This is a genomic window from Vibrio sp. Vb0349 (genome assembly GCF_033338975.1).
In genome coordinates this window covers 21,952-39,332 of record NZ_JAWOTS010000020.1, presented here as the reverse complement: position 1 = coordinate 39,332, position 17,381 = coordinate 21,952, and the positions used below count along the sequence as shown (strand labels likewise).

Annotated in this window: 15 protein-coding genes; 9 read left to right on the top strand and 6 right to left on the bottom strand. The window is 43.8% G+C overall.

The genetic code is table 11. The annotated features are described in order from the left end of the window. Nucleotides 1-54: 54 nt before the first annotated feature. The 6 genes from R7Q47_RS18085 to R7Q47_RS18060 all read left to right on the top strand — a co-directional run bounded on the left by R7Q47_RS18085 (nt 55) and on the right by R7Q47_RS18060 (nt 4,701). Nucleotides 55-483: a DUF1499 domain-containing protein gene (locus R7Q47_RS18085; RefSeq protein ID WP_025768418.1), complete on the top strand. Its 429-nt coding sequence runs from the start codon at nt 55-57 to the stop codon at nt 481-483. A 63-nt stretch (nt 484-546) separates the two neighbouring features. Beyond that, nucleotides 547-1,242, top strand: coding sequence for a 5'-methylthioadenosine/S-adenosylhomocysteine nucleosidase (gene mtnN, locus R7Q47_RS18080; protein ID WP_005381837.1), 696 nt, complete (start codon nt 547-549; stop codon nt 1,240-1,242). A gap of 11 nt (nt 1,243-1,253) precedes the next feature. Next, a complete protein-coding gene (locus tag R7Q47_RS18075; protein WP_167415015.1) occupies nt 1,254-2,207 on the top strand; it encodes a cobalamin biosynthesis family protein in 954 nt (317 codons plus the stop codon). Then, a complete protein-coding gene (gene btuF / locus R7Q47_RS18070) occupies nt 2,207-3,028 on the top strand; it encodes a vitamin B12 ABC transporter substrate-binding protein BtuF (protein WP_017633625.1) in 822 nt (273 codons plus the stop codon). The genes R7Q47_RS18075 and btuF overlap by 1 nt, the downstream gene beginning before the upstream one ends. Before the next feature lie 69 nt (nt 3,029-3,097). Continuing rightward, nucleotides 3,098-3,718: a TRIC cation channel family protein gene (locus tag R7Q47_RS18065; protein WP_005387377.1), complete on the top strand. Its 621-nt coding sequence runs from the start codon at nt 3,098-3,100 to the stop codon at nt 3,716-3,718. 128 nt (nt 3,719-3,846) lie between these two features. Beyond that, nucleotides 3,847-4,701: a LysR family transcriptional regulator gene (locus R7Q47_RS18060; RefSeq protein WP_064353625.1), complete on the top strand. Its 855-nt coding sequence runs from the start codon at nt 3,847-3,849 to the stop codon at nt 4,699-4,701. On the opposite strand, the gene R7Q47_RS18055 is transcribed toward R7Q47_RS18060, so the two are convergent. Further along, nucleotides 4,643-5,422: a TSUP family transporter gene (locus R7Q47_RS18055; protein WP_017821480.1), complete on the bottom strand. Its 780-nt coding sequence runs from the start codon at nt 5,420-5,422 to the stop codon at nt 4,643-4,645. The two genes, R7Q47_RS18060 and R7Q47_RS18055, sit on opposite strands and share 59 nt — an antisense overlap. Nucleotides 5,423-5,726: 304 nt before the next feature. On the opposite strand from R7Q47_RS18055, the gene R7Q47_RS18050 reads away from it, so the two are divergent. After that, a complete protein-coding gene (locus R7Q47_RS18050) occupies nt 5,727-6,596 on the top strand; it encodes a hypothetical protein (RefSeq protein ID WP_017633622.1) in 870 nt (289 codons plus the stop codon). Beyond that, nucleotides 6,593-7,018, top strand: a complete 426-nt coding sequence (locus R7Q47_RS18045; protein WP_017633621.1) for a hypothetical protein — start codon at nt 6,593-6,595, stop codon at nt 7,016-7,018. The genes R7Q47_RS18050 and R7Q47_RS18045 overlap by 4 nt, the downstream gene beginning before the upstream one ends. 323 nt (nt 7,019-7,341) lie before the next feature. On the opposite strand, the gene carB is transcribed toward R7Q47_RS18045, so the two are convergent. The 5 genes from carB to secA form a co-directional block, all read right to left on the bottom strand. After that, nucleotides 7,342-10,575 (bottom strand): carbamoyl-phosphate synthase large subunit, encoded by a 3,234-nt coding sequence (carB, locus tag R7Q47_RS18040; RefSeq protein WP_005381854.1) that lies wholly within the window; start codon nt 10,573-10,575, stop codon nt 7,342-7,344. A 16-nt stretch (nt 10,576-10,591) separates the two neighbouring features. Further along, on the bottom strand, nt 10,592-11,731 hold the full coding sequence (carA, locus tag R7Q47_RS18035) for a glutamine-hydrolyzing carbamoyl-phosphate synthase small subunit (RefSeq protein ID WP_017821483.1): 1,140 nt from the start codon (nt 11,729-11,731) through the stop codon (nt 10,592-10,594). Nucleotides 11,732-12,212: 481 nt separating this feature from the next. Next, nucleotides 12,213-13,022 (bottom strand): 4-hydroxy-tetrahydrodipicolinate reductase, encoded by an 810-nt coding sequence (gene dapB / locus R7Q47_RS18030; RefSeq protein ID WP_170890660.1) that lies wholly within the window; start codon nt 13,020-13,022, stop codon nt 12,213-12,215. Between the two features lie 110 nt (nt 13,023-13,132). Further along, nucleotides 13,133-13,531, bottom strand: a complete 399-nt coding sequence (mutT, locus tag R7Q47_RS18025; RefSeq protein WP_005387387.1) for an 8-oxo-dGTP diphosphatase MutT — start codon at nt 13,529-13,531, stop codon at nt 13,133-13,135. A 155-nt stretch (nt 13,532-13,686) separates the two neighbouring features. After that, nucleotides 13,687-16,416, bottom strand: a complete 2,730-nt coding sequence (secA, locus tag R7Q47_RS18020; protein ID WP_005387389.1) for a preprotein translocase subunit SecA — start codon at nt 16,414-16,416, stop codon at nt 13,687-13,689. Nucleotides 16,417-16,823: 407 nt separating this feature from the next. On the opposite strand from secA, the gene R7Q47_RS18015 reads away from it, so the two are divergent. Then, entirely contained in the window at nt 16,824-17,282 is a 459-nt protein-coding gene (locus tag R7Q47_RS18015; protein ID WP_137281709.1) for a DUF721 domain-containing protein, read from the top strand. The last annotated feature ends 99 nt before the right edge of the window (nt 17,283-17,381 follow it).

The window sequence follows — 17,381 nt, the reverse complement described above, 5'->3', positions numbered from 1 at the left end:
TCCTTTTTCTTTTGTATCCATATAATTAGAAACAAAATTATAAGAGTAAATACAATGAAAAAAGCCGCTCTCCTTTCCATTACTTTGCTCGGCTTAACCGCTTGTAGCCAAGGAGTCACAACCATGACGGATCGTTCTCAATCACCTTGTGGTGACAAACCAAACTGCGTCTCCACCCAAGACACGCGAGAAAAATACAACCTAACGCCATTTATCTTAGTTGATTCAGCGAACATCGACGCTATTGAGCAAGTTGCGCTTGAACTGCCAGGCGCGAAAACCGCGGTGAAAGAAAGCAACTACCTTCGTATCGAGTGCACATCTAAAATCATGCGCTTCGTGGATGACCTCGAACTAAAAATAGCAGGAGACCAACTGATTGTGCGCTCGGAATCTCGTGTGGGCTACTCTGACTTTGGCGTAAACAGAAAGCGCGCCGATCAATTACGAGAAAAGCTCACTCAAGCGAAGCTCATCAAATAGAAAACTGCCAACGGGGAGTGCTATACTCTCGGCCAACTAAAATATTTACTTAAAGAGAGTGTTATGAAAGTTGGTATCATCGGTGCGATGGAACAAGAAGTGACCATCCTGAAGCAAGCAATTACAAACTGCAAAACTGTAAATAAAGCAGGTTGTACGTTTTTCTCTGGTCAAATTAACGATGTTGAAGTCGTCGTACTACAATCGGGCATCGGTAAAGTTGCAGCGGCAGTGGGCACGACAATCCTTCTTGATGAATACCAACCAGACGTTGTGATTAACACAGGCTCTGCTGGCGGTTTCGATTCAAGCTTAAACCTTGGCGATGTAGTTATCTCTACAGAAGTTCGTCATCACGATGCAGACGTAACCGCTTTTGGCTATGAAATTGGCCAAATGGCCGGTCAACCAGCTGCATTCAAAGCGGATGACAAGCTAATGGACTTAGCAGAAAAAGCCCTAGCACAAATGGAAAACACTCATGCGGTTCGCGGCCTAATTTGTACTGGCGATGCGTTTGTTTGTACCGCTGAGCGTCAAGAGTTTATTCGTAAACACTTCCCGTCAGTTATCGCTGTAGAAATGGAAGCATCTGCTATCGCTCAAACTTGTCACCAATTCAACACACCGTTTGTTGTTGTGCGTGCAATCTCTGATGTCGCTGATAAAGAATCACCAATGAGCTTTGATGAGTTCCTGCCTCTAGCAGCAAAAAGCTCTTCCGAAATGGTATTCAAAATGCTGGAACTCATTAAGTAAACGACTCATTCATGGAAGAAGTTTTTCAGTCATTTTATGCCAACGGTGCGCTCCTCATTATGTGGGGTGCACTGATCTTGCACCTTTTAGTGCCAATCCCCCATTCAGCGCACCCTATCACTTTATGGCGAAAGCTAGCAGAACAGCTAGCCAACAAAGTGAACAATAATCACAATTACTCACAGAGTGTAATCTCAGGCAGTCTTGCATTAGGCTTGATGCTGTTTCCTTGCTTGATATTACTGATTGCAGTAAAGCCATTTGTTTGGCAAATCCCTTTATATGAACTGGTTCTATTGATCCTTGCGCTAGACTGGCGCAACAGCGAAACGTTAACGAAACAGCTCGTCACAAGTATCTCTTCGGAAGACAAAGCCCAATGTCGAGCATTACTGCAACCATATCTTAATCGCGACACTGGTAACCTCTCGATCGTTGGCATAGGTAAAGCTGGCTCAGAAACCCTGATTATGGGATACAGCCGCAACGTGATCGGCGTGCTATTTTGGTACGCACTAACAGGTAGTATTGGTGCGTTAATGTATCGACTCACAACAGAATTAGCGCGAGTGTGGTCCCCTAGCCGACGCCAATATTTGCCCTTTGGTAAACCTGTGATTCAACTGGTTGCTACTCTGGATATTATTCCACTTCGTCTCTTTGCCATACTTTTAGCTGCCGGAAAGAATACAAGTAATGTGCTCTCTGGAATACAACAGCAAGCGAAGTCTTGGCCCTTACCAGGACCTAGCTGGGTGTTATGTACTATCGGACACAAACTACAACTGTCTTTATGCGGCCCTGCTATCTATCAAGGTGTGCGTGCAGAGCGCGCAAAAATCGGTGGGCGCATTGCGCCATCGGCTATTCACCTTTCACAAATACATACGCTGCTCGTTTGGCGCGTCCTGGCTTGGATCGCAATCCAAAGTTTGCTTTTAGGAATAATTTATCAAGGATTATGATGAATAAATTATGCTTCGCATTAACGCTGTTTGTTTCGACAGCGACCTTCGCTCAACCCGCTCAACGCATTATAAGTTTAGCTCCACATGCCACCGAAATTGCCTTTGCAGCAGGGCTAGGAGAGCAGCTTGTTGCTGTCAGCGAAATGAGCGATTATCCAGAACAGGCAAAGCAGCTAGAAAGAGTCTCAAATTATCAAGGAATTAAATTAGAGCGCATTATTGCTCTTCAGCCGGACTTAGTGATTGCTTGGCCAGCCGGAAACCCCGCTAAAGAGTTGGAGAAAATTAAACAGTTCGGTATTCCTATCTATTACTCCACTACAGGTTCATTAGAAGATATCGCCAATAATATCGAGCAACTCAGCCAATACAGCGAAACTCCACAAGTAGGAAAAAAGGCCGCTGAAGATTTTAGAACGCAGCTGAGTACACTAAAAGAACAGTACAACACGAACGAGAAAGTTAGTTACTTTTATCAGTTGAGTGAAAAGCCTATCATCACTGTCGCCGGAAAGAACTGGCCAAGTGAAGTCTTTACTTTTTGCGGTGGTGAGAACATTTTCGCCGCATCTAGCGCGCCTTATCCTCAAGTTAGCATCGAGCAAGTCATTACTCGCCAGCCAGAGGTTATTTTTACTTCTCGTCACGCAATGAGTAACGATGGTATGTGGGCTGAGTGGAGTAATGAGCTTCTTGCTCTTAAAAACAAACACATCTGGTCCCTAAACTCTGATTGGATTAACCGTCCGACACCACGCACATTGAACGCGATCAAGGAAGTGTGTGAGCACTTTAAAAGCGTTCGTCAAAAACGCTAACGATTTCGTGGCAAATACCGTACAATTTCCGCCCATTTTTTCTCACACTATTTAAAGGTACTAAGTAACATGGACTCCATGCTGCTTTATATGATCGATTTGTTCGGTACCGCTGTTTTCGCTATCTCTGGCGTATTACTGGCGGGCCGTTTAAAAATGGATCCATTCGGCGTTATCGTGCTCGGCAGTGTGACTGCTATAGGTGGCGGAACAATCCGAGACATGGCGCTTGGTGCCACTCCCGTATTTTGGATAACAGATACGACTTACTTATGGGTGATATTTGTTACGTGTCTACTAACCATGCTTGTTATTCGAAGACCCAAGCGACTCTCATGGTGGGTATTACCCGTTTGTGATGCCATCGGTCTCGCTGTATTTGTAGGAATAGGAGTAGAAAAGGCACTCGCCTACAATGCATCTGGGATGGTCGCGGTGATAATGGGGGTTATTACTGGCTGTGGCGGTGGCATTATACGAGACGTGCTGGCTCGCGAAGTTCCTATGGTATTAAGAAGTGAAGTCTATGCTACGGCATGTATTATTGGCGGCATCTTCCATACGATGGCGGTAAACATGGGTTATGACCACTCAACGGCTTTACTCGCTGGTGTAATCTCAACGCTCATTATACGTCTCGGTGCGATTCGTTGGCATCTATCCCTGCCAACTTTCGCCATTAACCGTTAAACACCAACAACATCACTCATTATGGAGTCGACCAAGTGTCGGCTCCTCTCATTTATGCTCATTTGATTCGCCAATTCTTGGGCAATTCGCTAAATTATCTCAACCATTCCTAACTTTCATTAATCATTATGTTGCTTGAAGGTATTGAAACGTTACTTGTCCTCAGTAAAGAAAAAACCATGAGCCGCACAGGCAGTCAACTCTATATTAGTCAATCTGCCGTGAGTAAACGTATTTCAAATCTAGAGAAGAAGTTAGGAAAAAAATTGATAGAGCCAAATGGTCGGCACATAAAGCTGACCTCCGATGGCCTTGCCCTCATAAACACAATAGAACCCACGTTCAATGAGTTAAGAGGAAAAATCCACGATCAACAACAAATAGAAGATACTTCTTTAATCAAAATGGACTGCTCTGAAACCTTAGTGGCGGGATACCTCAGCATGATCATGGCAGAACACTTTGCCCATGATCAGTACATACGAATATCGACCAATCATACGCCACGCATTATTGAGAATGTGAAATCAGGCAAAGCAACATTGGGATTTTGCGCTGGCTATCTACCACCTCATCATGGATTAATGAGCCTTCACCTCGCCGATGAACCTTTCTCAATTGTCAGTCGACATTCACTTTCACAACTACCTAAAGCTATTTTGACCAATGACCTAACTAACCCTGCCAACACATATCAACAAGCTATTTTATCCAAACACGGAATCGAACCTTTGATGGAAATGGATTCGTATACTGCGGCAGCACAACTGGCTTTGGGAGGTATGGCTCCCGCTTTAATCCCTAAATCTATCCTAACGACACTTAACATCACATCTAAGTTCTGCTATGACTTTGAAGAGCTAGATCAGTTAGTTCGACCAATACATATCTGCTTACGTCACAGCACATATCGTAGCGAACGAGTTAAAGCACTGACAGAATCCATTGCTGATGTTGTTGCCAAAGAAGTTTCGTTGCCATAAGCATCGACATCACTATAACTAGAGGACGAATCCATTTTTGTCCTTTACTTACCACGACCTTCGCTCCTAACTGAGCACCAAGAAAACCGCCAACAGCCATGGTTAAGCCAAGCTTCCACACGGGCAACCCAGCTAAGATAAAAAAGAGTAGTGCCGCAATGTTTGACGTGAAATTGAGGATTTTGGTTCTAGCTGTGGCTTCGACCAAAGAAAAGTGACCTAGTGCAACAAAACAAACAGTAAAAATAGATCCAGTCCCAGGGCCAAAAAAGCCATCATAGAAACCGATCCCGCCACCAATGCATAGCGCAAACATCGCTTCAGATAACTTTGGTTCTCCATCGATTTTTCGCGTACTTGGCGCGAGTAAAAAATAGAGGGAAATGGCTATCAAAAGAACAGGGATCAAACTGGTGAGTACGCTAGCATCAATAAACTGCACAGCCTCGGCACCGATTGCAGCGCCTATAAAAGTGCAGAGTATCGCAAAACGCATTTCCTTTAAGCTAACAATACCGTTACGCACGAAATACCAGCTAGCAGAGAAACTGCCAAACGAACTTTGTAACTTATTGGTTGCTAGAGCTTGAGTCGGACTCAACCCCGCAGCCAAAAGCGCAGGGAGCGTAATGAGCCCTCCCCCACCAGCCATCGCATCAATAAAGCCTGCGGCAGTCGCAACCAAAAATAAGGCCAACAAAATCTCAACCGTGATTTCCACTACACTTCCTTTTTGAAGAGGTATCAAAGAGGAAGAAACGGTAGCACTTATTCACAAAACTACCAATGGAAAGTCAAGACACCAATCTATTCCTAATTTTCATAGAATTAATGCTTAAACTTGACTCCAAACTTTTATATAAAATTTAGTTGTCAGAAAGAATTGAATCACTGTCACAAATCTATTCCTGATAATGAGATCAAACGCTTACCTTTAAATATAAAACTAGACGAGTATGAAAGATCTGTTCAGCATGTAGAGTTTACATTGTCAGCGCTCAAGGCCCGATATCTGAGGAAAATACATGACTAGCAACTACCCTTTATCACGACATCAATCCTCAAAAAATAGTGGTAGTATAAGCACCTACCCTCTTTATAAATCAAATCATCAACATCGAAATCAAGAAACCATTATCTTATCTATCGAGAGCTTCGATATCGTTGTCAAGAACAATGTAAAAGATAAAGCGAAATTAGAACGTTGGGAAAAGATAAAGGGAATGTTTGAAAATACAGCAAACTATTATGCTACAGGACAGGACTTAGTTTTTATAACCAACTTATCAAACTATTTGTACGGAAATAATAGCTCTGTTATCGTTAAAAATTATTCTGGAGCTCCACATATCATACTCACAGGCTCCCCTGCTATGCACTCAAAGCTTTCTGGATTAGGAAAATTTCTTCCCACTCCAACTGTGGCAAAGTTCGCTGTTGGACCAGAAGGGGCATTACAATCCATTAGAAGTGGGGGCATAATAACAATTATCTTAATATCCACATACAGAGTGATTGACTTTTTCCTCAATGACCGTCAAACCTTAGCCAAACTATTTGGTACTTTAGCTAGTGATATAATCACTATCGGGTTATCGTCAGCTGCAGCAGCTATATTTGTAAACTTTGCCGCAGCAGTGGGTGGCAGTGTTGTAACTTTAAGTGCTGGCCCATTATTAGGGGCTATTCTGATAAGCTCGGCTGTAGGTCTTTTATTGAATAGAGAAAATGATAAACGAGGTTTAACACAGAAGTTAATAGCCTCTATAGATATTTACTTAAAGCAAAGAGATATAGAAGCAAAGAGAAGAGCAAAAGAAGAATATAATGAGATTCAACGTAAAACTCAAAGTATGATTTTCTCGCAAGAAATACAGCGAGGTTTGTTACGATGAAAAAAGGGAGTTACGACCGAACGCAAGTGTTTTTTTATTTAATAATTTTATTAGCATCAGCAATATCACTGTTAATATATGGTTTTGATGGATTGTCAGACTTTTATCTTAACATCTATAATAATGAAAGTTATTCATCTTTTGATCAGGCTGATATTTTGATTATAGGCTCTAGTTTGATCTTATTTGAATGCTCTAGAATGTCCGTAAAAACATTAAAATCAAATAATTTCCTAACTAAAAGTGAGTTTAAAAGCTCTAGTAAGATATTCCTAACTATATCGGTAACTAGTTTTTTTCTTCTTTATCCCTCGCTACTAGCAGCAGATGTTTTTGCAAAAAGTAACGGATACTCTCTTGATACTGAAGAATCAACTTATAACTTAGTCTTAGAAAAAAGAACCTACCGAAGCACTCCATAGTTAGTATGTTTTTAAGCTCGACACTGCTTATTTTAACTTTTTCTAATTACCTATCTGCTTAAAGAGTTATGGTCGGCTTAATACCTCAGTCCTACAGCATTAATTTTGTTGCAGCAAGTGGTAGTACTATTTATTCATCTTTGGGTACATCGCTTGCCATCATTAGCTTGATGATCTTCAAAAGCGAAGCATACCAATCGTTCCTAGCACACTTTAATGCTCTTCATTTTAGAAAAACCTCGATATAAAAAAGCCCGCTCAAATGAGCGGGCAATGAGGTTGTCATGTAAGCTCTGATTAATGAGCTTACTGATTTTTATCTGTTACGCGTCTAGACTCGCTTTCACTTTAGCGTGTAACTCTTGAACCGAAGTTACTGACGCTTTTGCGTCTGCAGTATGAGACATACATGTAGCGAACGCTGCATTCAGTGTCGTTGTGTAGTTCACTTTTTCTGCCAGTGCACCACGGCGTAGAACTTTCGAATCTTCAATCGCTTGACGACCAGCAGCCGTGTTTACGATGTAGGTGTATTCGTTGTTCTTGATGCGGTCAAGAATGTGTGGACGACCTTCGTGTACTTTGTTTACCAAACGTGGGTTAATACCCGCTTCGCCCAGAATTACAGCAGTACCGTGTGTCGCATCCAACTGGTAACCCAGTTTCACTAACTTAGAAGCTAGGTCAACAACACGCTCTTTATCACCTTCACGTACAGACAGTAGCGCACGACCACCTTCAGGATAAACCGCCCCACAACCTAGCTCTGCTTTCGCGTAAGCTTCTGCGAACGTTGCACCCACACCCATTACTTCACCTGTTGAGCGCATTTCAGGGCCCAATAGAGGGTCAACACCAGGGAATTTGTTGAACGGCAGAACCACTTCTTTCACTGAGTAGTAAGGAGGGATAATCTCTTTAGTAAAGCCTTGTGACTCTAGAGATTGACCCGCCATTACACGTGCAGCGATTTTCGCTAGAGGAGCGCCTGTCGCTTTCGATACGAATGGTACCGTACGAGCAGCACGAGGGTTCACTTCAATTAGATAAACGTCGTTATCTTTCACAGCAAACTGCGTGTTCATCAAACCGCGCACACCGAGTTCGAATGCTAACTTCTCAACTTGCTCACGCATCTTGTCTTGAATTTCCTGACTTAGCGTGTATGCAGGCAGTGAACATGCAGAGTCACCAGAGTGAACACCCGCTTGTTCGATGTGCTCCATGATACCGCCGATAACGACGCGTTCACCGTCACAGATAGCATCAATATCAACTTCGGTTGCATCATCCAAGAAACGGTCTAGCAGAACTGGAGACTCGTTCGATACGCTTACTGCTTCGTTGAAGTAGCGACGCAGGTCTTGCTCGTCGTACACGATTTCCATCGCACGACCACCGAGTACATAAGATGGACGAACAACTAATGGGAAGCCAATTTCTTTCGATTTCTCAACCGCTTGCTCCATCGTTGTTACTGTCGCGTTTTCTGGCTGAAGTAGACCTAAACGGTCAACAGCGGCTTGGAAGCGTTCACGGTCTTCCGCACGGTCGATAGCATCTGGGCTAGTACCAATGATTGGCACACCAGCCGCTTCTAGAGCACGAGCCAGTTTAAGTGGCGTTTGACCACCGTACTGAACAATCACACCTTTTGGTTTTTCAACGCGAGCGATAGACAGTACATCTTCCAGAGTTACTGGCTCGAAGTACAGACGATCAGACGTATCGTAGTCAGTAGATACCGTTTCTGGGTTACAGTTAACCATAATGGTTTCGTAACCGTCTTCACGCAGCGCAAGTGATGCATGGACACAACAGTAATCGAATTCGATACCTTGGCCGATACGGTTTGGACCGCCACCAAGAACCATGATCTTATCTTTGTCTGTTGGGTTTGCTTCACATTCTTCATCGTAAGATGAGTACATGTAAGCCGTGTCAGAAGAAAACTCTGCTGCACATGTATCCACACGTTTGTAAACCGGATGAATATCAAACTGCTCACGAGCACGGCGAATTTCACTTTCAGCGACACCAAGCAACTTAGACAAGCGAGCATCAGAGAAGCCTTTGCGTTTCATCTGACGAAGCACTTCTTTGGTCAAACCTGCGTAGCCGCCCGCCTTGACTTGTTCTTCGAGTTTTACAATTTCTTCGATTTGAACCAGGAACCAGCGGTCGATTTGAGTCAAGTTGAACACACCGTCGACTGACATACCCGCTCGGAATGCATCGGCGATGTACCAGATACGCTCTGCACCTGCTTCTTTAAGTTCGTGACGAATCTTAGTCAGTGCATCTGGCGCTTCCAGATCGACCATCTCATCAAAACCAGTTGCGCCAACTTCTAGGCCACGCAGTGCTTTGTGAAGAGATTCTTGTTGGTTACGACCAATCGCCATTACCTCACCAACCGATTTCATCTGAGTTGTCAGACGATCGTTTGCACCAGCAAATTTCTCGAAGTTAAAGCGAGGGATCTTAGTTACGACGTAGTCGATAGTTGGTTCAAATGACGCAGGTGTTGCACCACCTGTGATGTCGTTTTGTAGTTCGTCTAGCGTAAAGCCAACAGCCAGTTTCGCGGCAATTTTCGCGATTGGGAAGCCTGTTGCTTTTGATGCTAGCGCAGAAGAGCGAGATACACGCGGGTTCATCTCGATGATGACCATACGACCATCTTTCGGGTTGATACCAAACTGTACGTTTGAACCACCTGTTTCAACACCAATCTCACGTAGAACGGCTAGCGATGCATTACGCATAAGCTGGTATTCTTTGTCAGTCAGTGTTTGTGCTGGAGCAACCGTGATTGAGTCACCTGTATGGATGCCCATTGGGTCAAAGTTCTCGATTGAACATACGATGATACAGTTGTCCGCTTTGTCACGAACGACTTCCATTTCGTACTCTTTCCAACCGATGAGTGACTCATCGATAAGAAGTTCGTTGGTCGGAGATAAGTCCAGACCGCGACGACAGATTTCTTCGAACTCTTCTTTGTTGTACGCGATACCACCACCAGTGCCACCCATGGTGAACGATGGACGAATGATACAAGGGAAGCCAACCATATCTAAAACTTTGTAAGCTTCTTCCATGCTCTTCGCTGTATCTGCGCGAGGACACTCAAGGCCGATAGACTTCATCGCTTTATCAAAACGAGAACGGTCTTCCGCTTTGTCGATTGCATCAGCCGTTGCACCAATCATCTCTACGCCAAACTCTGCGAGAACGCCGTGCTTCTCTAAATCTAACGCACAGTTAAGTGCTGTCTGACCACCCATAGTTGGCAGAACTGCATCAGGACGTTCTTTCTCGATGATCTTGCGTACAACTTCCCACTGAATCGGCTCAATGTAAGTCGCATCTGCCATCTCTGGGTCAGTCATGATGGTTGCTGGGTTAGAGTTAACCAGGATAACTCGGTAGCCTTCTTCGCGAAGAGCTTTACACGCTTGTGCGCCAGAGTAGTCAAACTCACATGCCTGACCGATAACAATCGGACCAGCACCAAGAATTAGAATACTTTGAATGTCAGTACGTTTTGGCATTATCTACTACTCCGAATTAAGCGCTGTGTTTTTTGATTAGTTCGATAAAGTGGTCAAATAGCGGTGCCGCGTCATGTGGACCTGGGCTCGCTTCTGGGTGACCTTGGAAGCTAAATGCTGGCTTGTCTGTGCGGTGGATACCTTGCAAAGAGCCATCAAATAGCGATACGTGAGTAGCACGTAAGTTTTCCGGTAATGTTGCTTCATCTGCCGCAAAGCCGTGGTTTTGCGAAGTGATCATCACAACGTTACGCTCTAAATCTTTTACTGGGTGGTTTGCACCGTGGTGACCAAACTTCATTTTCACCGTTTGCGCACCTGATGCTAGCGCCAGAATTTGGTGACCTAGACAAATACCAAAAATTGGCAAGCCTTTTTCTAGGAACACTTTGGTTGCTTCAATCGCGTAAGTACATGGTTCTGGGTCACCAGGGCCGTTCGATAAGAATACGCCATCTGGATTTAGTGCCAGAACTTCTTCCGCTGACGTTTCTGCAGGTACAACCGTTAAGCGGCAGCCGCGGTCAACCAACATTCGTAAGATGTTGCGTTTTGCGCCGAAGTCGTAAGCGACAACGTGGTATGGCAGCTCGCTGTCATCTTTCGCCTCTGGAAGTCCACCTTCAAGCGTCCACGAACCTTGCTTCCATTGATACGCTTCTTTTGTTGTAACTTCTTTCGCAAGGTCCATTCCTTTTAAGCCTGGGAATTCTTTTGCTTTCGCTAGTGCCAAAGCTTCGTCTAGGTTGTTGCCCGCAACAATACAGCCGTTTTGAGCACCTTTTTCACGCAGGATACGAGTGAGCTTACGAGTATCGATATCAGCGATGCCAACGATATTTTGCGACTTAAGATAATCAGAGAGGGATTGTTCGTTACGGAAGTTAGAAGCGATTAGAGGAAGATCGCGAATCACAAGGCCTTGTGCATGAATGGAAGAGGATTCTTCATCTTCGGAAGTGGTTCCGGTATTGCCAATGTGAGGATAAGTGAGAGTGACGATTTGCTGAGAATAGGAAGGATCAGTGAGGATTTCTTGATACCCCGTCATCGAGGTATTAAAAACGACTTCACCAACGGAAAGACCATCTGCCCCTATGGACACTCCGCGGAACACTGTCCCATCTTCTAGGACCAACAGTGCTAATTTACCCAAGACAACCTCCAGAATAAAAATGCAAAAAAAATAAATCAAACTGCAAACATGCCTTCCTTTACCTATAAAATCTACATAAATAGGTATTTCAGACAAATTGGCGGTATTCTAAAGTTGGACTCGAAACCTGTCAACCTACAATCAAAAATAAATGATTAATTTCTAGCGAGTAAGGTCATTTTGAATCAGTAAGGCCCAAAAAGATAACTTTTACATGCTATTACATAGAGAGGCATAGAGGTTTAATGAATTTTACAAATTTGAACTTTTTAGAGATCACAAAAAAGTATGAGTTTTTCACGCAAACGTTCACCCAACAGAAAAGACATTAGTTTTTAGACATCAAAACCCAAAACACCCACAAAACAACCAAAACAACAACAAAAGTAAGCACCAAAATACTTTCTGTTAGAATCATTTCATTTACAAATAATTCTATAGATATAAAAAAGCCGGCTACCGCCGGCGAATAATTATGTATTTAGAGTTCATTCAATCCCAAAACATCTGTCATGGTATAAAAGCCCGCTGGTTTGGCACTCAACCAAACAGCGGCCTTGACGGCGCCATTAGCAAACGTCATACGATCGGTCGCTTTGTGCGTTATCTCCACTCGTTCCCCAATATCAGCAAACATGGCTGTGTGCTCACCGACAATATCGCCAGCGCGAATTGTAGCAAAGCCGATCTCATCTTTAGTACGTTCACCTGTGATACCTTCTCGCGCATAGACAGCTACATCATTCAGCTTGTTGCCCATCGCACCAGCAATGGCTTCGCCCATCCCGATAGCGGTACCAGAAGGAGCATCAACTTTATGACGATGATGTGCTTCGACAATCTCAACATCACAGTAGTCGCCCATCACTTTGGCTGCTTTCTCAAGAAGCTTAAATACTAGGTTCACACCAACAGAGTAGTTAGGAGCCATGACAACAGGCACTTGCTTAGCGGCTTCGTCAATCAGTTCACGCTCTGCATCACTGAAACCAGTCGTCCCAATCACAATACTCTTTCCATGCTTCTTACACAGTTCAAGATTCGCCAACGTACTTACTGGGGCAGTAAAATCGATGATTACATCAAAATTATCAACGTCTTTAGCAAGATCATCCGTTAAGAACACATCGAATTTGCCTTCACCACAAAGTTCACCGATATCGACACCGACAAGTGAGGACTCAGGTCGTTCTGATCCCGCGCTCACTGTCGCCACTGGATTAAGGTGTGAAGCTTTAACCAAATTACGGCCCATTCGGCCTGCTGCTCCTGCGATTGCAATACGAACCATTGCGCTTTCTCTCCTTCTCTGGATAACGAGGTTTGCTCTCGTTCTCTCGTTTCGCTTAATCTGTTTAAACTAACAACATACCGTGGTTACCACAAGCAAGTTCATCAGGCTTAAGCGAACTCTTTTACGACACGCTCCAAGATAGGCACGTTCGCTTCAGGAAAGGCATAGTTACCCAATTCTCTTATCTCAACCCAGCGACCTTCTTGACCTTCTCGGCCGTAAGGCTCATTACTGAACTTAGATACCGTAATAAAATCAAACTTAAGTGATTTGTCTGGATAGTCATATTCCAAATGCTCGAAAAGGGCTTGCTCAGTAACTTCAATTCCTACTTCTTCTTCAAGTTCTCTTGCTAGAGCATGTTCAATACTTTCTCCTGACTCGACTTTCCCGCCGGGAAACTCCCAAAACCCGCCTTTATGCTTGTCGTCTGGACGCTTTGTAATAAAAATTTTTGATTTGTCTTGGTTAAAAATAATAGCCGCGACTATGTGAATTCTTTTCATAGGGGTTCCTAACTCTCAAGCCGTTACACTTCAACGGTCTTTGCATCTCTAAAACTATCCGATGCTATCAAAACTTATGAAATTCGACAGCCACAGAATTTGCTTAAAAAAAGAGCCGCCTAGGCGACTCTTTAAAACATTATCTGACTAATACGTTAGTCGATTTTGCCGTGGCACTGTTTATACTTCTTACCACTACCACAAGGGCAAGGCTCATTGCGACCTACTTTACGTTCATCACGTACCATTGGCTGACTTGAACCTTCTTCAGATTCTTCACCTTCAGAAAGAGGGTTTTGTGCTGCTGCGTGTTGCGCTTGAGCACGACGAGCGGCCTCTTCAGCTTGCGCACGACGTTGCTCTTCCATACGTTCAACTTCTTCTTGTTGCTGAACTCGAACGCGAGATAGAACAGTAATCACATCAGTTTTCAGCGCTTCTAGTAGACCTTCAAACAGTTCAAACGATTCACGCTTGTATTCCTGTTTCGGGTTCTTCTGCGCATAGCCACGTAAGTGAATACCCTGACGCAAGTGATCCATTGCTGCCAAGTGCTCTTTCCAAAGCGTATCCAGAGTTTGAAGCATAACCGATTTCTCGAAGTTACGAAGCACTTGCGCCCCCACCACTTCCTCTTTCTCTTTGTACACTTCAACGGCTAGATTGATAATCTTCTCGCGTAGCGCCTCTTCGTAAAGCTTATCGTCTTCTTCAAGCCATTGCTTCACTGGCGCATCAAGATCGAAGTCTGCTTTCAAGCGCTCTTGCAGACCTTCAACGTCCCACATATCTTCTAGTGATTGTGGTGGGATGTACTCATCAATAACCGCTGTTAGCACATCTTCACGGTTTTGCTCGATCATACCGCTGATGTCTTCAACGTTCATCAATTCGTCGCGCAGCTCGTAGACAACCTTACGCTGATCGTTCGCCACATCATCGTATTCTAGTAGCTGCTTACGGATATCAAAGTTACGACCTTCCACTTTGCGCTGTGCTTTTTCAATTGAGCGAGAAAGCATTTTCGATTCAATTGCTTCACCTTCTTCCATACCACTTTGGATAAGGCTCGCCATACGATCAGAAGTGAAAATACGTAACAAAGAGTCTTCCATAGATAGGTAGAAGCGAGATGAACCTGCATCTCCTTGACGACCAGAACGACCACGTAGCTGGTTATCAATACGGCGAGATTCGTGGCGCTCAGTACCAATGATGTGTAGACCACCAGCATCTAGTACTTGATCATGTACCACTTTCCACTCTGCTTTAATCGCATCGATTTGTTCTTGAGTTGGGTTCTCCAAAGCTTCCACTTTTGATTGCCAACTACCGCCAAGCACAATGTCCGTACCACGACCGGCCATGTTGGTCGCGATAGTTACCGCACCAGGCATACCCGCTTCAGCAACAATTTCCGCTTCCTTTTCATGGAATTTCGCATTCAATACGTTGTGTTTGATCTTCGCTTTCTTCAATGCGTTAGAAAGAAGTTCTGATTTTTCAATCGATACTGTACCAACCAATGTTGGCTGACCTTTCGCAACTCGCTCTTTGATATCTTCAATGATTGCAGCAAACTTCTCAGCTTCGGTACGGTACACCACATCCGGCATATCGTTACGAATCATTGGTTTGTTGGTTGGGATAACCACCGTTTCCAAGCCATAAATAGATTGGAACTCAAACGCTTCAGTATCCGCAGTACCTGTCATACCAGACAGTTTTTCGTATAAGCGGAAGTAGTTCTGGAAGGTAATCGAAGCCAAAGTTTGGTTTTCGTTTTGAATCTTAACGCCTTCTTTCGCTTCTACTGCTTGGTGAAGACCTTCAGACCAACGACGACCTGGCATTGTACGACCAGTATGTTCATCAACAATTACTACTTCACCTTCGTCAGTAACGATGTAATCAACGTTGCGCTCAAACAACACATGAGCACGCAAAGCGGCATTCACGTGATGTAACATGCTGATGTTAGTCGGAGAGTAAAGTGTGTCACCCTCTTCCATAAGACCATTTTTCACCAACAGTTCTTCAACGTACTCTTGGCCCGTTTCTGTGAGGTATACTTGCTTTGATTTCTCATCAACAGTGTAGTGACCATCACCACGATATTCTTCAGAGTCTTCTTTGTCTTGCTTTTTAAGATGCGGGATCAAAAGGTTGATTCGGGTGTATAGCTCAGAGCTATCTTCAGCAGGACCAGAAATGATTAAAGGGGTACGAGCTTCATCAATTAGGATTGAGTCCACCTCATCGACAACTGCAAAGAAGCGTTCACGTTGTACGCGATCTTCGCTACGGAAAGCCATATTGTCACGAAGGTAGTCAAAACCAAATTCATTGTTCGTTCCGTACAAGATGTCAGCTTGGTACGCTTCTTTTTTCTCTTGAGGAGGCATGTTTGGCACGTTTACGCCAACAGTCATACCTAAAAATTCAAATAGAGGGCGGTTTGTCTCTGCATCACGTTTAGCTAGATAATCGTTCACTGTTACAATATGAACGCCTTTACCAGCTAGGGCATTTAGGTAAGCAGGAAGCGTTGCCGTCAGCGTTTTACCTTCACCCGTACGCATTTCAGCGATTTGACCCGCATTTAGAACCATACCACCGATAAGCTGGACGTCGAAGTGGCGCATACCGTAGACACGCTTAGATGCTTCACGAACCGTAGCAAAAGCTTCTGGAAGTAGTTTATCAAGAGTTTCACCCTTCTCTAGGCGCTCACGGAATTCAACCGTCTTTGCTTTTAACTCTTCGTCACTTAGAGCCTCGAATGTTGGCTCATAGTTATTAATTTCTTTTACAATTTTTCTAAGGCGGCGCAGTGTTCGGTCGTTGCGACTGCCAATCACTTTTGTCAGTAGCTTAGTTATCATTTTTCGTGAATCTCTCTTTATTCAGACCGTTCCCGATCTACTCATAATGCCTTCAGTCTCTGCCAGTTTGGAACTAAGAATACTGAGATAAATCATTTATCAAAGATATTGAGTTCAAACATCCATATTTCAAGGCTAAGTTTTGAAACAATGTGGCTTAGTGTAAGGATTTTTAATCGATACAACCATAAATAGACGTATTTGTTTGAAGCACTCTGAAGTTTTTACTTAAAGTGGTGACTGATTAGCCGATATTGCATACCGCAATATGTGTAATCCATCCAGAGCAAACTTTGCTTTTTACCTTGCTACATTGTAAAACTGAAGCTAAAGACGTTAATGTAAACTATACCTTGATAGAAAGCTGCTCTAGAATAGCTATATCTCAACAAAATTAGATTTTACCTATGCGTGATCACCGTCCAACCTCGACTGAAGATGTTATTGCTGAGTCACAGTTCAAGCAGATTCAAGAACATGCTGGAGAAATCTTACAGCTTAACCAAGCTTTGCAAGAGGTCTTACCCACGGGGACGGCCGATCATTGCCGAGTAGCGAATGTTCGTAACGGCCATCTATTGATCGATGTCTCCAGTGCCGCGATCAAAATGAAGATCGATTACGATCGCCTCATGATCCTAAATAAACTTCGTACTCAAGGCTTTGCCAAGCTGATGAGCGTTGAAGTGAGGATCAATCCTTCACTATATCGAAACCGCTTTCAACAAGACGACAGACCTAAGCGTCCACCACTAACCCAATCTGCAGCAAAGTCATTAATGACGATTGCCGACATGGCGCCACCGAAAATTCAAGAGCGTTTAAAACGATTAGCCGATATGGCAGAAAAGGAAGATCGTAAGTGAACGTTATTTCAATATGCTGAAAGCTTGAATGTTATTGATAAATCCAGGATTAAAGCCAAATAGCAAAAAACCAGGCATAAGCCTGGTTTTTTATTAATT

Bases quoted from the DNA above. Each gene is read 5' to 3' on its own strand.
- R7Q47_RS18065 (WP_005387377.1), top strand. From the start codon at position 3,098: ATGGACTCCATGCTGCTTTATATGATCGATTTGTTCGGTACCGCTGTT.
- R7Q47_RS18060 (WP_064353625.1), top strand. From the start codon at position 3,847: ATGTTGCTTGAAGGTATTGAAACGTTACTTGTCCTCAGTAAAGAAAAA.
- R7Q47_RS18050 (WP_017633622.1), top strand. From the start codon at position 5,727: ATGACTAGCAACTACCCTTTATCACGACATCAATCCTCAAAAAATAGT.
- dapB (WP_170890660.1), bottom strand. From the start codon at position 13,022: ATGGTTCGTATTGCAATCGCAGGAGCAGCAGGCCGAATGGGCCGTAAT.
- carB (WP_005381854.1), bottom strand. From the start codon at position 10,575: ATGCCAAAACGTACTGACATTCAAAGTATTCTAATTCTTGGTGCTGGT.
- R7Q47_RS18015 (WP_137281709.1), top strand. From the start codon at position 16,824: ATGCGTGATCACCGTCCAACCTCGACTGAAGATGTTATTGCTGAGTCA.
- mtnN (WP_005381837.1), top strand. From the start codon at position 547: ATGAAAGTTGGTATCATCGGTGCGATGGAACAAGAAGTGACCATCCTG.
- btuF (WP_017633625.1), top strand. From the start codon at position 2,207: ATGAATAAATTATGCTTCGCATTAACGCTGTTTGTTTCGACAGCGACC.
- mutT (WP_005387387.1), bottom strand. From the start codon at position 13,531: ATGAAAAGAATTCACATAGTCGCGGCTATTATTTTTAACCAAGACAAA.
- R7Q47_RS18075 (WP_167415015.1), top strand. From the start codon at position 1,254: ATGGAAGAAGTTTTTCAGTCATTTTATGCCAACGGTGCGCTCCTCATT.
- secA (WP_005387389.1), bottom strand. From the start codon at position 16,416: ATGATAACTAAGCTACTGACAAAAGTGATTGGCAGTCGCAACGACCGA.
- R7Q47_RS18085 (WP_025768418.1), top strand. From the start codon at position 55: ATGAAAAAAGCCGCTCTCCTTTCCATTACTTTGCTCGGCTTAACCGCT.
- R7Q47_RS18045 (WP_017633621.1), top strand. From the start codon at position 6,593: ATGAAAAAAGGGAGTTACGACCGAACGCAAGTGTTTTTTTATTTAATA.